General features: G+C 72.1%; 13 protein-coding genes. 9 read left to right on the top strand and 4 right to left on the bottom strand.

Annotation, left to right across the window (positions count from 1 at the left end; translation table 11 throughout):
• Positions 1-14 precede the first annotated feature (14 nt).
• The 3 genes from folK to folP are packed head-to-tail and all read right to left on the bottom strand — an operon-like array spanning position 15 to position 1788.
• Positions 15-542 (bottom strand): 2-amino-4-hydroxy-6-hydroxymethyldihydropteridine diphosphokinase, encoded by a 528-nt coding sequence (folK, locus tag ACIA3K_RS09495; protein WP_396800155.1) that lies wholly within the window; start codon positions 540-542, stop codon positions 15-17.
• Positions 539-904: a dihydroneopterin aldolase gene (gene folB, locus ACIA3K_RS09500; protein ID WP_396800157.1), complete on the bottom strand. Its 366-nt coding sequence runs from the start codon at positions 902-904 to the stop codon at positions 539-541. Before folB ends, folK begins: the two co-directional genes overlap by 4 nt.
• Positions 901-1788, bottom strand: coding sequence for a dihydropteroate synthase (gene folP, locus ACIA3K_RS09505; RefSeq protein ID WP_396800158.1), 888 nt, complete (start codon positions 1786-1788; stop codon positions 901-903). The genes folB and folP overlap by 4 nt, the downstream gene beginning before the upstream one ends.
• A gap of 345 nt (positions 1789-2133) precedes the next feature.
• Between folP and ACIA3K_RS09510 the strand changes: the two genes are divergently transcribed.
• Genes ACIA3K_RS09510 through ACIA3K_RS09540 form a run of 7 tightly spaced genes read left to right on the top strand, consistent with a single transcriptional unit; the run spans position 2134 to position 10517 of the window.
• Positions 2134-2448 (top strand): hypothetical protein, encoded by a 315-nt coding sequence (locus ACIA3K_RS09510; protein WP_007466099.1) that lies wholly within the window; start codon positions 2134-2136, stop codon positions 2446-2448.
• 13 nt (positions 2449-2461) lie between these two features.
• Positions 2462-2824, top strand: coding sequence for a hypothetical protein (locus ACIA3K_RS09515; RefSeq protein WP_204942430.1), 363 nt, complete (start codon positions 2462-2464; stop codon positions 2822-2824).
• Between the two features lie 46 nt (positions 2825-2870).
• Positions 2871-6218: an ATP-binding protein gene (locus ACIA3K_RS09520; protein ID WP_396800160.1), complete on the top strand. Its 3348-nt coding sequence runs from the start codon at positions 2871-2873 to the stop codon at positions 6216-6218.
• 1 nt (position 6219) lies between these two features.
• Positions 6220-8178 carry an MFS transporter gene (locus ACIA3K_RS09525; RefSeq protein ID WP_396800161.1) on the top strand — a complete coding sequence of 653 codons (1959 nt, stop codon included), beginning with the start codon at positions 6220-6222 and terminating at the stop codon, positions 8176-8178.
• The gene (locus ACIA3K_RS09530; RefSeq protein WP_396800162.1) at positions 8175-8732 is read left to right on the top strand and encodes a hypothetical protein; all 558 of its coding nucleotides are present in this window, start codon (positions 8175-8177) and stop codon (positions 8730-8732) included. The genes ACIA3K_RS09525 and ACIA3K_RS09530 overlap by 4 nt, the downstream gene beginning before the upstream one ends.
• Positions 8729-9904, top strand: a complete 1176-nt coding sequence (locus tag ACIA3K_RS09535) for a M23 family metallopeptidase (protein ID WP_396800163.1) — start codon at positions 8729-8731, stop codon at positions 9902-9904. The genes ACIA3K_RS09530 and ACIA3K_RS09535 overlap by 4 nt, the downstream gene beginning before the upstream one ends.
• 13 nt (positions 9905-9917) lie before the next feature.
• Positions 9918-10517 (top strand): hypothetical protein, encoded by a 600-nt coding sequence (locus tag ACIA3K_RS09540; RefSeq protein WP_355052498.1) that lies wholly within the window; start codon positions 9918-9920, stop codon positions 10515-10517.
• Positions 10518-10520: 3 nt separating this feature from the next.
• Here the strand turns inward: ACIA3K_RS09540 and ACIA3K_RS09545 are convergent, their stop codons facing one another.
• Positions 10521-11084 (bottom strand): hypothetical protein, encoded by a 564-nt coding sequence (locus ACIA3K_RS09545; RefSeq protein ID WP_396800300.1) that lies wholly within the window; start codon positions 11082-11084, stop codon positions 10521-10523.
• 194 nt (positions 11085-11278) lie between these two features.
• Between ACIA3K_RS09545 and ACIA3K_RS09550 the strand changes: the two genes are divergently transcribed.
• Together ACIA3K_RS09550 and ACIA3K_RS09555 are read left to right on the top strand one after the other, a co-directional pair.
• Positions 11279-13948, top strand: a complete 2670-nt coding sequence (locus ACIA3K_RS09550; protein WP_396800164.1) for an FtsK/SpoIIIE domain-containing protein — start codon at positions 11279-11281, stop codon at positions 13946-13948.
• A gap of 7 nt (positions 13949-13955) precedes the next feature.
• Entirely contained in the window at positions 13956-14675 is a 720-nt protein-coding gene (locus tag ACIA3K_RS09555) for a hypothetical protein (RefSeq protein ID WP_396800165.1), read from the top strand.
• The last annotated feature ends 27 nt before the right edge of the window (positions 14676-14702 follow it).

Raw genomic sequence — 14702 nt, forward strand, 5'->3', positions numbered from 1 at the left:
CCGGCTCCACTGGGTCATGTCGTCGACTCTAACGTCAGTTCCGGCCGGGGACGCAGTTCCAGCGCGTCGTCGGCGGCCGGGCCGGAGGTGAGCAGGTCGGTCAGCCAGCCGTGGCCGGGCAACCGCCCGTACGGTTGGATGTCGATCCACGGCCGCAGCACGAACGCGCGCAGGTGTGCGCGGGGGTGCGGCAGGGTCAGCTCCTCCTCGTCGCTGAGCAACGGCTCGTCGTCGTCCCCCCACACCGCGATCACGTCCACGTCGAGGGTGCGCGGCCCGAACCGCCGCCCCGGCTCACGGACCCGACCGGCCGCGCGCTCCGCGTCGTGGGCCCGCGCCAGCCAGTCGCGCGGGGTCGCGCTCCCGTCCTGGGCGAGCACCACGGCATTGAGGTACGCGGGCTGGTCGGCGTCTCCCCACGGTGGAGTCTCGTACACCCCGGAGACCACCAGCACGGAGTCACCCAGCGTCGCGACGGCCGTCCGGAGGTGATCCAGGCGATCGCCGAGGTTGCTGCCGAGCGACAGCACGGCCCGGGTCATCGGGTACGCGTCCGCGTCATCGTGACGGCCACGTCGGTGAACGTGTGCGGCACCGGCGCCTCCGGCTTGTGCACGGTGACCGTCGCGGTGACGACCCGCTCGTCAGCCAGGCAGACCGCGAGCAGCCGGTCGGCCAGGGTCTCGATCAGGTTGACCGGTTCTCCGGTCACCACCGCCACCAGCCGCTCGGCCAGCTCGCCGTAGTGGACCGTGGCGGTGACGTCGTCGCTGGCGGCGGCGGGGCCGAGGTCCAGTTCGAGGACGGCGTCGACCACGAAATCCTGCCCCTGCTCCCGCTCGAAGTCGTACACCCCGTGCCGGCCGTGGGCCCGCAGGCCGGTCAGCTGGATCCGGTCACTCATCGGATGGCCTCCGCACAGCCGACGGGCTGGCCATCGGGACGGACGGGCGTGAGGCGCGGCCGGCCGGTGGCGGTCCAGACGGCGAGCGCGTCCGCGGTGGCCCGCACGTCGTGCACGCGTACGCCCCAGGCGCCGGCGGCGACGGCCAGCACGCTGGTGGCCACGGTGGCGGCCTCGCGTTGGGCGGTTGGCCGCGGTGTGCCGTCGGCGGCGGCGAGCAGGCGACCGAGGTAGGACTTGCGGCTGGCGCCGAAGAGCAGCGGGTAGCCGAGGTCCAGCAGCTCCGGTAGGCGCGCGCTGAGTTCCCAGTTGTGGGCGGCCGTCTTGGCGAAACCGAGGCCGGGGTCGACGACGATGCGGTCGGCGGCCACCCCGGCGGCCAGCGCCGCGTCGACGCGCTGCCCGAGCTCCACGCGTACGTCGGTCACCACGTCGGTGTAGCTGGCCAGGTCACGCATCTGCCGGGAGTGGCCACGCCAGTGCATGAGGACCCAGGGGCAGCCCGCGTCCCGTACGACGCGGGCCATGTCGGGGTCGGCCAGCCCGCCGGAGACATCGTTGACCACCACGGCGCCGACGGCGAGCGCCGCCTCGGCCACCCGCGCGCGGCTGGTGTCGATGCTGACCGGCACCCCGGCGGCGCTCAGCTCGCGGATGACCGGCAGTACGCGTTCGGCCTCGGTCGCCGCGTCGACCCGGTCGGCGCCCGGGCGGGTCGACTCGCCGCCGATGTCGACCAGGTCCGCCCCGGCCTCGCGCAGACGGACGCCGTGTCCGACGGCGGCGTCGAGGTCGGCGTACCGTCCGCCGTCGGAGAAGGAGTCCGGCGTGACGTTGAGGACGCCCATCACCACCGGGCCCGGAGCCCGTACCAGATCGGTCACGACTAGACGGTACCGGTCGTGACGACGGAGCTCGGCGACCCGGGTCGACCATCCCTGACGTGCGCATTGGAACAGGTGTACGATCGGTCGTCCGGGCAGCAACAGGCAGTCCCTTCGCGGCTTGTCGCAATCCGGGGCGGCCCGTACGCTTTGGAATTGGCCAGCATGGAGATGGCGAAGCCTGGAGGGAGGGCCGAAGCGGGGAAAAACCGCCCAAAGCTCGCCACCCTCCGTGGTGAGTAACGAACACAGGGTCGAAACCGCTGCGCCCTGTGAGCAGATTTCCCGCCAGGCTTGCCTACTGCACCGCCGCGGCTCCGCCGGCCGCGATATGGGGAGGTTCCAGTGATCGCCTTCGAGCTCATGGAGACGGCGTCGTCCGGCGTCGCCCACGCGCTCTCCACCCTGGCCTCGGCTCCGCTCGCGGAGCCGGCACCGAAGGGGATCGACACCAGCGGTGTGGTCACCTTCTTCGCCAGCAAGATCGCGCCGATCCTGCTCGCGGTCCTGGGCGTCATCTTCATCGGTCGCGCCAGTCGGGGCGAAATTTCCAAGGTCCTGACGAGCTCGGCGATCGCCATCGTCGGGCTGGCCTTCATCGCCGGCGCGGCAACACTCTTCTTCGTCGGCGATTACCTGATCGACCTGATCTTCGAATAGGCGCGGTCACCAGATGCGGCTGCGCACCGACGACGACATCTACCGGGCCCGCCTGGTCTACCTCGGGCCGCCCGGCTACACCCTTCCGGTCCACCTGCCCTACGCCCAGTACGGGCTCTTCATCCTGCTCGTCCCCCTCTACATGTTCATCCACTGGCTGTTCACGTTGACGGTCGACCTCTTCCCGGCCTGGGAGATCGCGCTCGCCATCGTGACCACGTCGTTCATCTTCCGGCACGTTGATCCAGATCGGCCGGCGCGGGTGGTCATCCGCACCGCGCTGACCGACTGGCGACGCACCCGGGAGCCGGCGATCGAGCAGCGCGACCCGCGCCTGGTCGGCAGCCGGATCAGGATCCGGGAGGAGCTGGCATGACCGGGGGTACGTCGATCGGTCTGTTTCACGTGGGTGAGGCGGTCGCATGAGTCGCTCTTCCACGCCGGGCTCCCCGGCCGGCCGCCCGGCCGTGCCGGCCAGTCACCGTGCGCAGTCGTTCGACTACCCCGAGACCGAGGATGACGTCGCACTCGATCCCGCGCTGGTGACCTCGCCCGGTCACGGCGCGGTCGGCGTGTTCCAGGCACCCCGGCCGGTCGCCCGCCGGACGCCTCCCGCCGAGCCGAGCACGGTGTCGGCCGGCGAAAACGCCGACATCGACTCGCCCTTCCTGGACCTGTTCGGTGGCGCGCGGCCCCCCGGCCCCCGGGCCGTGACCGCGGCTCCCGCCAGCCGACGCCAGCCGGCGATCCCGCAGCAGCCGCCGACACCAGCCCGACCGGCTCCCGAGCTGGAGCCACCGTGGACGCCGGACGACCCCTCCAGCGGCGGCCACCGGGTCGACACCCGTCCGACCGTCGAGCCCCGGTTGCCACACCAGGCGGGCGACCGACGGCCGATGCCGCAGCCCACGGCCGAAGTCGAGCAGACAGCCGCAGCCGCGCCCGCGCCGCCGTCCACCGTCCCGGCGAGCCGGGCGTCCAGCACCACGTCAGCCGGGCAGCCGACCGCACCGGTGCAGCGTCCGAGCGCCCCGGCGGAGCAGCCGACCGCGCCGGTCGACCGGCCGGCCCTGGAACGCGGGCCGCACCGGACCACCCGGACGGAGCGACCCACCGGCGCCGGCAAAGAGGTCACCACGCCCCGCCAGCGGACCGCGAACCGTCAGGACCGGCCGATCAAGCCGGTGCGGGTCCGCGCCCCGAAGATCAAGTTCGGTGACCGGGACCCGTCGGTCGAGCTGGCCATCACCGAGATCGCCGGTCACCTGACCTTCACGCCGAACACGGTGACCGCCTGGTACTGGCTGCCCGAGGTGCGCTGGGCCTTCCGCCCCGACGCCGAACGCGAGGCGCTGCTGTCGGCGATCTCCGAGCAGTACGCGGGCCTCGCCGGCTTCCGGCTGCACCTACGCCGGACCACCCGGCCGTTCCCGGCCGACGAGTGGGCGCGCACCATCGACACCCACACGGCCGCGCCGCTGCCCGACGTTCCCGGCACCACCGGCTGGGCGGACCACCTGGTCGCCGCCCAACGGCACCTGATGGCGGTCAACCACGCCGAGGGGCAGACCTACCTGGGCGTCACCTTCGCCCGTCGCTCCCTCGGCGACTCCCTGACCGAACGGTTGCTCCGCACCTTCGGCCGGGGCACCGCCGACGGCGAACGTCGCAAGCTGGGTCGCACCGTGGAGCAGTTCGACGAGGTGCTCGGCGCGTTCGGCATGCGGGGCCGAAGGGTCACCGCGCAGGAGCTGGAATGGCTGCTCTACCGCTCGGTCGCGCTGTGCATGGCGCCCCCGGGTCGGCTCTCGCCGGTGACCGACGGGCAGTGGGAGCGCGGTGACCTGCTCGCCCTGACCGAACAGGTCGAGCGCTACCGCACCCCGTACGGCTCGACGGTCAAGCTGGTCAACCGGATGACCGGCGAGGAACGGCACGTGGCCGTGCTCGCCGTCGGCCGGATGGAACCGCTGGAGATCCCGGAACGGCACGAGCCGTGGCTGCACTTCCACGAACGGCTGCCCTGGCCGATGGAGATCTCCACCCGGGTCGACATCCTCGGCTCCGGTGACTCGTTCCGTAACCTCGAACACCGGCTCCGCATGATCCGCTCCCAGCAGCTCGACTACGCCGAGCACGGCATCGACGCTCCCCCGGAGCTGGAACGCCTCGCCAAGCGGGCGCTGGTGATCGGCGACGAGATGACCACCGGCCTGCCCGTCGACTCAGCGCGCGCACACGGCTGGCACCGCATCGCCGTCGGCGGCCGGACCAGGGAAGAGTGCCTGGAGCGGGCCCGCCGGCTCATCCAGCTCTACTCCCGCGAGCTGCGCATCTCACTGCAGCACCCGAAGAACCAGGACTGGCTGGCCCGCGAGTTCATTCCCGGCGAACCCATCGCGAACACCGGCTACGTCCGCCGGATGCCCGTACCGCTGCTCGCCGCCGCGCTCCCCCAGGCCGCCTCCACCGTCGGCGACCGCCGAGGCGACCTGATCGGACGTACCGCCGGCACCTGCCGCCGCCCGGTCTTCCTCGACCTGCACTTTCCCATGGAGGTACGCGAACGCTCCGGGCTCGCGGTGTTCGTGGCCGAGCCGGGTGGTGGCAAGTCGACCCTGCTCGGCGCGCTGGGCTACCTCGCCGCCCGACGGGGTGTGCAGGTGACCCTCCTCGACCCGTCCGGGCCGCTGGCCCGGCTCTGCGCCATGCCCGAGCTGCGCCCGTACTCCCGGGTGTTGAACCTGACCGGCTCCGAGCACGGCACCCTGGCGCCCTACTCGCTCATCCCCACGCCCCTGCGCAGCGAGTTCGCCAGCGGGGCCGCCGGCGACCGTGAGTTCGAGATCGCCGTCTCCAACGCGCGCGCCGAACGCCGCATGCTGGTCCAGGACATCTGCATGATGCTCGTGCCGCCGCAGGTGGCCCGGGAGGCGTCGACCGCCACTCTGTTCCGGCACGCCGTCCGGCAGGTGCCCGCCGAGGAGACGTCCACCCTGGACGACGTGGTGAGCTGCCTCGGGCGGCTCGACGACGACGCCGGCAAGGAGTTGGCGAACCTCCTCCTGGACACCGCCGAGATGCCGCTCGCCATGCTGTTCTTCGGCCGGCCACCCGAGGGGCTGCTGGGCGCGGACGCGGCGCTCACCGTGATCACCATGGCCGGGCTCCGGCTGCCCGACCTCAAGATCGAACGTGAGTACTGGTCGGCCGAAGAGGCGCTCGCCCTGCCGATGCTGCACACCGCGCACCGGCTCGCCGTCCGCCGCTGCTACGGCGGGTCGATGTCGTCCCGCAAGCTGGTCGGCCTCGACGAGGCGCACTTCATGGAGGGCTGGCGGTCCGGGCGTTCGTTCCTGGTCCGGCTCGCCCGCGACTCCCGCAAGTGGAATCTCGCCGCGCTGGTCGCCTCACAGAACCCCCGCGACATCCTCGGCCTCGACGTGCAGAACCTCGTCTCCACCGTCTTCGTCGGCCGGATCGCCGAAGACGCCGAGATCGCCTCCGAGGCGCTGCGCCTGCTGCGGGTGCCGGTCAACGACGGGTACGAGGCCACGCTGGCCTCGCTCTCCGCCGCCGACAGCAACTCGGCCTCCCGCCTCGGCTTCCGGGAGTTCGTGATGCGCGACGTCGACGGCCGGGTGCAGAAGGTCCGGGTCGACGTCTCGTACGTCGACGGCCTGCTGGACCACCTCGACACGACGCCAGCCGCGATCGCCGCGGCGGCCGGAGTCCTACCGAGCATCTCCCTGCCCGATCTGGAGGCGTGACATGGCTGGGGCCCGGGTTCGGATCGCGTCGTTCCTGCTCGCGCTCGGCGTCCTGGCAGGGGCCACCCTCAGTTGGCCGTTCCTCGGCGCGGAAGCGGCCGCCGCCGCCCCACCCGTCACCCAGGCCCGAGCCGAACTCTGCACCACGGCCGAGTGGCAGGCCGACTTCCGGACCTGCGTGGGGAAGCTCCAGGCGGTCAGCGAGGACGAGGTCAAGTGCCGCAACGCGCCGACCCCGGGCACACCCGACTCCGGCCTCGCCGGCTGGTTCGCGGGCCGTCCGGACTCCGCCAAGAAACTCGGGCCAAAGGGTCTCTACAGCGACTACGGCTATGCGGGATACAGCTATCCGACTTACGACATCCCCGGCGGCTGTGCATCATCGGTACTGCACCCCGACTACAAGTTCACCACCACAGTGGCCAATGGCGAGTTCATGGTTGCCACCGCGATCGTCGGCGCCTCCAACGCGCTGCGCGAGCGCGCCTGGGATCCCCGGTCCATGTGGGGCTGGGCGGACCCGCTGGTAGAAAAAGCGACGAAGTCCGTCTACGAGAAGGTGTTCAGCGTCTTCGGGATCGTCACGCTGTGCGTGGTGGGCCTCTATCTCCTCTGGCGCTCCCGCCAGTCGGACATGAGCAACGCGATGACCACCGCGGGTTGGGCTCTCCTCGTAATGGTCGCGGTCACCGCGCTGGCCGCCTGGCCGGTGAAGTCGGCGAACATCGCGGACGGCACCCTGGTCACGTCCCTGGGCGTGGTGCATGATGCCGTAGGCCCAGCCGCCAGAGACACTCCGCCGAGCCAGTGCGATGACCCAAATCCAGAGGCTTGTAAGGACAACAGGCCACCAGCCGTACGGGCCAGCGATACCGCCACTGAGGCGATGCTGTATCGAAACTGGGTCCGAGGTGTCCTCGGTTCGGCCGACAGTGAGACGGCTCGCAAGTACGGGCCGGCGCTGTACGACGCCAAGGCGCTGTCGTGGGACGAGGTGGAGAAGCTTCGCGCCAACCCGGCCACGCGGGAGGCGACGATCAATGCGAAGCAGCAGCAGTGGGCGCGGGTGGCCCAGCAGATCCAGACCGAGGATCCGGAGGCGTACGAGTACCTCCAGGGCGTCCGCGACATGGACCGGGTCGGGGCGGGGTTCATCGCGGTGCTGGCCTCGGTGCTGTTCGCCATGTTCGACCTGACGGCGTCGCTTCTGGTCCTGCTGGGGTTCCTCATCTTCAGGTGGGCGGTGATCGCGGCGCCCATCCTGGGCACCGTCGGGCTTCTCCGACCGGCCAGCGCCGGCCTGCGACGGCTGGCGAACGCCGTCGTCGCCGCGATCTTCAACATCGCCATCTTCGGCACCGGGGCCGCCATCTACCTGTTCGCGGTCGATCTGATCATGAGTACACCCACCCTCCCCGGATGGCTCCAGGTGGTACTGGTGTGGTTGTGCGGAGTGGTCGGTTGGCTACTGCTACGGCCGTACCGGCGGATCACCCAGCTTGGCGGTAAGGACAGCAGCGAGGCGGTCAGTTCGGCCGGCTCCTGGCACCGCCGCTTCTTCCGAGACATGCGGGTCGCGGCGCGACTCGACGTCGTGGAGCCTGGGGGGACGGTGGAACCGGCGGGCGGGCGCCGCCGGTCACCGGACGCCGAGCAGACCCGACTGCGCCCGGAGGCACGCCGGGAAGACACGGCCCCGACGCCGACGCCCACCCCGGCAGGGAGCCGACGCAGCGACGACGTCCGACCGGATGGTCACGAACGCGCCGACGAGGCACCGATTGGGGAGACCAGCGGTCGAGACCGTCCCGTGCCGCCGCAGCCTCGTCGCCGCCAATCGGCGACGTGGACCGAACCGGATGTTCCGGCGGAGAACCCGTCATTCGTGGTCTATCGGCCGGGATCTACCGAACGTGCGCCGGATCGCACCGGACCACGGGTGCGTTCCGAGGCTCGGTGACAGCGATGCGACGGGCCCTGGAGTTCCTCTTCAGCCGGGCATTGCGATCCCGGCTGGGGGTGGCCGTGCTGATCGCGGTCCTCATCCTCGGGGTGATCGGAGCGGCGCGCCTGGTGTCCGGTCCGACCGACCCGACCGACGGGTTGAGCAACCGGCCGAACCGGCCGATCACCACGGTCGACCCGACGGCTGGTGACGATGGTCTGATCGCCACCGAGGCACCCCCGTCGCCGGTCACCCCACCCGGTGCCCGTTCGCCCGAGCAGATCGCGGACCGGTTCGCCTCGGCCTGGATCGGCCGGCCCGGCATGACAGCCGACCAGTGGCACGCCGGGCTGCGGCCGATGTCGACGCCGGCGCTCACCGAGAAGCTGGCCGGCGCCGAGCCCGGCGGGGTGCCGGCCGAGGAGGTGACCGGCCCGCCGACGGTGCGGTCGCGCACCGAGACCTTCGTCGAGGTGCTGCTACCGCTCAACACCGGCCGTCTCCGGTTGGAGCTGGTGATAGCGGACAAGAGTTGGCTGGTCGACGTGGTCGACTGGGAGCGACAGTGACCGCCGGCCGAGCAGGCCGCGCTCTTCGTCGGCCGATCCGGGCCGGCGTGATCGCCTCGGTGCTCACCGGCGTACTGCTCCTGCTCTGCTGCACCGGGGGGACGGCGGCATTCTTCCTCAGCGGTCTCGGGGGCGACGCGGAGAACGGGGACGCCCTCGCTGGCTGGGGCTGCGGGCCGGTGCGTCCCGTCGACATCACCGGCGAGCTACCCCGGTTCAGCGAGTACGGCGACGCGCAGGTCCGCAACGCGGCGATCATCATCAAGGTCGGTCAGGACATGGGGGTTCCCTCGCGTGGTTGGGTGATCGCCCTCGCCACGGCGATGCAGGAGTCCGCCCTACGCAACCTGGCCAACAAGGACGTGCCCGAGTCGCTGTCCCTGCCACACGAGGGCGTCGGTGCCGACCACGACTCGCTGGGCCTCTTTCAGCAGCGTCCGGGGTGGGGCTCGATCGCCGAGCGGATGACGCCCGCCTACACCGCCCGGAAGTTCTACGAGAAACTCGTCAAGGTGCGCAGCTGGCAGCGCCGGCCGCTGACCGTCGTGGCGCAGCAGGTCCAGGTCAGCGCCTATCCGGACGCGTATGCCAAGCACGAGGAGCTGGCCAGCAAGATCGTGGACGCACTCGCCGGTGGTGCGGCCCGCACCGTTCAGATCAACGGCAAGGCGGTGTGCGACGCGGCCGAGCGCGGCGAGATCGCCGCTTCCGGCTGGACGGCGCCGATCTCCGGTGACGTCGGCTCCGGCTTCCGGACCACCGATCGCCCCAGCCACAACGGTGTCGACATCGGAGCGGCGAAGGGCACCGAGATCCGTGCCGCGGCCGCCGGCCGAGTGCTTGTCGCCCGCTGCGACCCGGACAACAAAGGACGCCGGAGTTGCGACGTGGACGGTTATCCGGGCAAGGGTGGCTGTGGCTGGTTCGTCGACATTCTGCACGCCGGTGGCTACATCACCCGTTACTGCCACATGGTGGTCCAGCCCCGCGTCTCGCCGGACCAGATCGTCCCCGCCGGCGAGGTGATCGGACAGGTCGGCAGCAGCGGCAATTCGTCCGGACCGCACCTGCACTTCGAGGTGCACCTGCGCAGCGACCGGTCCAGCCGGGGCGCGACCGACCCGATCCCCTTCATGCGCCAGCGGGGCGCTCCGCTGCGCGCCGCGGAGTGAGGCCGTCACTGGCATGACCGGACCGCTGCCGGACCCGTTCGCCGACCAACCCGACTGGGCGCCCCGGCCACCCCGCCCCCTGACCATCGTGCCCGCCACCGGGCGCGTGGAGCTGCGCGGGCAGCGGGTGCTCGTGGGTCTGCCCGGGCTGGGCTGGCGTGGAGACCTGCGCGCGGACGACCGGGTCGTGCAGGGGGCCCGCACCTACGTGCCGGTCATTCCCGAACACGAGTGGTACCGGGCCGAGGCCGACCAGGTCGAGGTGTTCGCGCCGCTGGTGCCGGTGGAGCGGGTGTGGGTGGAGACGGTCGGTGAACGACCCACATCCGAGGGCGGACGGGACACCGGCATCCGCTTGGTCTCGCTCGACGGCCCCTCCCACCGCGCTCCCACCCCCGTGTTCGAAGCGGACGCGGTCACCGGACGCCGGGTGGTGCACGTCGAGGACGGTCGCGAACACCGGGACATGAGGGCGGTGACCGAGACCTACTCGGGAGCCGAGGGCGACATCTGCGTGCGGATCACGCCCGAGGTGGAGTGGTACCGCTGGGCCTGGCGCGGCCAGTCACCCACCACTCTGGAGGTACCCGTCCATCTGCTGTGGATCGAGTGACATCTAGCCGACCTTCGCGGCAGCACATACACGCCAACCATCGTCATCCTCGACCACGGTGAAGGTCCAATCTTCTCTCCGGCTGCTCCTTGGAACACCATCTGCGGAGCCGGCAATCGTGAGCGTCGTAACAACCGACTCGCCGCTACTCGACGGGCTCCTGTTTAACGGTCCCCAACTGACTCGTACAGTTACATCAAATTTGGACTCACGCTGCTCCACTTCAAGGCGGAGCTCCCGCAATGGTCCAAGCTGTGCTTGCCCTTCGCATGTATACAAATTGGCTCGAGCATCGTTGCGGTCTACGAGGAAGGCCCGCAGGTAGTTGTCGACGACCACGTCGGGAGCGCTGCGGTCCGGGGCTGCGGCGCGGTTGTAGAGCACGAAACCTGTCACCACCCCACCGAGCAGGAGCAGCGCGAGCACGCCACCGACAACGATGAGCACGGTGCGCAGCCGGCGGCGTCGTGGCTGTGGTGCCGGCGTTGGCAGGGCCGGCGGCAGCTGTTCGGACGGAGTCCGCTGGGCCGGTACGCGGGAGACCTGGGAACCGGCGGGGGGCTGCACTGATTCCACCTCCTGACGTTAACGGCTGGACGGCCCGGAGCCAATGCCTCAGATCCAGCGGATCGTGACGGACCACTCCCCACCGGTGACATCCGCGACAACACCGGCGCACCGCCGCAGTACCTCCCGGAGGTGGGGCTCTGGCTGGGATACCGTCACTGCTCGGGGAGGGGTTGCCGACCTCGGGTGAGGAGGTGGACACGGTGGCCGGTCCGAAGGCACGCACGAACCGCGCCGCGGCGCTGCACCGCCGGGCTGCCGCTGTCGTCACCGCCGCCGCCGGGATCCTCGACGAGGTGCGCCCGGCCCCTGCCGATCAGCGCCGCCAGTACGAGTTGGCCGAGCGGCTTCAGCTGGTTGCCGCGCGGCTGGCCCCGGGCTGGTCGGGGGCCGCTCTCGATTCACTCGACGTGGGCTCTCCGGCGGGTGACGGCCCACCGCCGTTCGTGCGGGTCGGCACGGCGGCGCCCTTGGACGACGCCCGGTTCCCCGCTCTGGTGCCGCTGGTCGGTACGGGCCATCTGAGCGTGGATGCCGACGGGCGAGAGCCGCGGGTGGCGGGGCTGCTGCGGGCCGTGGTGCTGCGGCTGCTGGGGGCCGCGCCCGCGGGTGCGCTGCTGGTACGCGCGGTGGATGCCACGGGTGCCGTGCTGACGCCGTTCGGCGCGCTGGCCGACGCCGGGTTGCTGCCCCCACCGGCGGTGGACGTGGCGGGTCTGCGCGCGGTGTTGACGGAGGCGGAGCAGTGGGTAACGCCGGGGGCGAGCGGACGGCGTCGCCACGACCGTACGCTGCTGCTGGTGGTCGCCACGCTGCCGGAATTGACCGGCCCGACCGACCTGGCACGGATCGAGACGCTGGCCGAGCAGGGACCGGCGGCGGGGCTGCACCTGGTGGTGGCGGGGTGGCCGCCGCCCGGCCCGTACTCGTCCCGGGATCCGTTGCCCCGGGCCACCTCGCTGGTGTTGCGCAACGCGTACGCGCTGCTCGGCGACCCGCCGGGCGCATCGTTCGCGAGCCCCGGGGCCGAGGCGCCGGGTGGGATGAACTCACCGGTCTTCGTGGAGACGGACCCACCGGCGGATCTCGTCGACGCGGTCTGTCGACGGCTCGCCGCCCAGGTGGAGGCGGGCTCCCGGTTGGCGTTGGCGGATCTGTTGCCGGAGACGGGCGACAGCCTGTGGGCTGCGGATTCCTCGGACAGCCTCACCTCGATGGTGGGGGACGCGGGCGGTCGGCCGGTGCCGCTGGGCTTCACGGAGCTGACGCCGCACTGGCTGGTGAGCGGCCGGTCGGGCGCGGGTCGTGCCGCGTTCCTGACCACCGCCCTGCTGGGGCTGGTCGCCCGGTACGGCCCGGACGATCTGGCGCTCTACCTGGCGGACCTGGGCGACGGCGAGTCGTTCGTGGAGTTTCTGCAGACCGAGCGGGACCGATCCTGGGTCCCGCACGTGCGGGCGGCGGCCATGGCGGCCGACCGGGAGTACGTCCGGGACCTGTTCGACCAGTTGACGGCCGAGGTACGGCACCGCGCGGAGGCGGCGGAGCGGGCCGGCGGGCAGCGCTTCGCGGAGCTGCGCCAGCACCGTCCGCTGCCTCGCATCGTCTGTGTGGTGGACAATGTGCCGCTGCTCTTCGCCGAGCGGGATCGGCTGGCGACCGAGCTAGCCGCGCAGGTGGACGCGCTGGCCCGCGCCGGTCGGGCGTACGGCGTGCACCTGGTGCTGGCCGGCGCGGGTGAGCTGGGGTTGAGTGCCCGTACGGACGCCGGGCACCGGGATTCGGTGCTCGGGCAGTTTCCGGTACGGGTGGCGTTGCCGGGCGGCGGCCCGGTGTTGGAGCCGACGAACGATTCGGCCGCCGGTCTGCCGGTGGGCAGCGCGGTGGTGAACACCGCCGGGGGGTTGGGCGGCCCACGTGGCGCGATCCGTGGTCACGAGCGGTTGATCCGCCACCCCGATCCGCTCGACGATCCGGCGGTGGTGGAGCGGCTGCGACACGAGCTGTGGGCGGCCCGACCGTCGGATGCGGTGCCGCCGGTGGTGTTCGCCGGGTACGCCCGTCCGCTGCTGGGCAACGATCCGCGTCACCGGGCGGCCCTGGCCGGGCAGACAGGTGGCCCGGCGGCCCTGCTGGGCCGGGCGGTGGACGTGGCCCGTACGACGGTCGCCGTACCGTTGGGGCCCGCGCCTGGACGTAACCTCGCGGTGCTGGGCTCGGGCGCGGCGGCGGGTGGCCTGCTGGCGACGGCGGCCCGGAGTACCGCGAGCCACCATGCGGCGGGCACCGCCCGGTTCGTGGTGGCCGCGCCCGACCAGGGGGCTCGCCCGCTGGCGGAGGCGTTGACGGCCGAGCTGGCCGCCCGTCATCCGGCCCGACTGGTCGACCTGCCGACGCTGTTGGCGGACGCCGACGACGAGCTGCCGACATACCTGGTGATCTTTGGGTTGGATCGGCCCGGTCCCCGGGATCTGCCGGCGGATCGGTTGCGGGCGCTGCTGCGGGACGGTCCACCGGCGGGCCGGCACCTACTGGGTTGGTGGCGGGCGGTGCCACCGTTCGCCGCGCTGCTGGAGCCGGACGGCGAGGTCGACAAACTGGCCGCTGTCGTGGCGCTGGACGTGCCGGCCGCGCAGCTCGCCGCCGTGTTCGGCAGGCCGGTCCAGTGGCGGGCGCGCCCGGACCGGGCGGCGCTGTGGGATGGTCCCGACGAGCGGGGCACGATCCTGGTGCCGTTCGCGGACGAGGCGGGCCTACCGGACGGAACGAGGCGACCGGACGAGGCGGGGCCACCGGACGGAACGAGGCGACCGGACGAGGCGGGGCCACCGGACGAGACGGGGCGCGTGGGCGATGCGGGCTGAGCCGACGATGCGTAGGGAGGGGCCCGAGGTGAGGGCGACGGCTACCGGGCCGGGTCCACAGCGGACCGCCGGTCCGGACGCTGGCACGGCGCCTGTCGACGCCTGGGCCGAGTACCTGGCGGCGGCCCGTCAGCTCGATGCGGTCCGTCGCAGCGCGGCGACCGCCGCCGGTGAGCAGGCCCGCTCGGCGGAAGCCGCCCGGGAGGAGCTGACGGTGGTGCGCGCCGGGCTGGCGACCCAGCAGGAGCGGTTGCGGGAGCGGGGCGTACCGGCGATCTCGCTGGTGCCGTCGCCACCGGAGCTGACGGAGGCCGCCCGGTCGATGGCCGGCGGCCCGGCCGCCGTCCTGGCGGCGCTGCGGACGGCGCGGGGTCGGGCCGGGGCGGCGGACGCGGCGTTGGCCGCGCGGCGCGGCCTCCGACCGACCTCCTGGCCCGCGCGGGCCCGAAACTTCCTGGTGTACGGGCCGCTCGCGCTGCTGGCGCCGCTGATCCAGATCACCGTGTACGCGACGACCGGGTCGGGCCCGGCCAGTGTGATGGCCCTGGTCGGCGGGCTGCCGATGCCGGCGGCCGCCTTCGTCGTCGGCTGGGTGTGTGTCGGCCGGGTGTTCCGTGCCGCCCCCGACGAGCAGGTGGACCGCACTCTGCGCTTCGGCGTGCTGGTCTGCCTGGTGCCGGCGGTCCTGGTCACGACCGGCCTGCTGCTGGCTCTGCTGGCCGGCTGACCCGCCGGCTACCTGGCCGGCGTCGCG

Origin of the sequence: Micromonospora sp. NPDC051543 (assembly GCF_044454415.1) — a bacterium.
Lineage (GTDB): Bacteria > Actinomycetota > Actinomycetes > Mycobacteriales > Micromonosporaceae > Micromonospora.

Bases quoted from the DNA above. Each gene is read 5' to 3' on its own strand.
- ACIA3K_RS09525 (WP_396800161.1), top strand. From the start codon at position 6,220: ATGGCTGGGGCCCGGGTTCGGATCGCGTCGTTCCTGCTCGCGCTCGGC.
- ACIA3K_RS09515 (WP_204942430.1), top strand. From the start codon at position 2,462: ATGCGGCTGCGCACCGACGACGACATCTACCGGGCCCGCCTGGTCTAC.
- ACIA3K_RS09555 (WP_396800165.1), top strand. From the start codon at position 13,956: ATGCGTAGGGAGGGGCCCGAGGTGAGGGCGACGGCTACCGGGCCGGGT.
- ACIA3K_RS09540 (WP_355052498.1), top strand. From the start codon at position 9,918: ATGACCGGACCGCTGCCGGACCCGTTCGCCGACCAACCCGACTGGGCG.
- ACIA3K_RS09520 (WP_396800160.1), top strand. From the start codon at position 2,871: ATGAGTCGCTCTTCCACGCCGGGCTCCCCGGCCGGCCGCCCGGCCGTG.
- folB (WP_396800157.1), bottom strand. From the start codon at position 904: ATGAGTGACCGGATCCAGCTGACCGGCCTGCGGGCCCACGGCCGGCAC.
- folK (WP_396800155.1), bottom strand. From the start codon at position 542: ATGACCCGGGCCGTGCTGTCGCTCGGCAGCAACCTCGGCGATCGCCTG.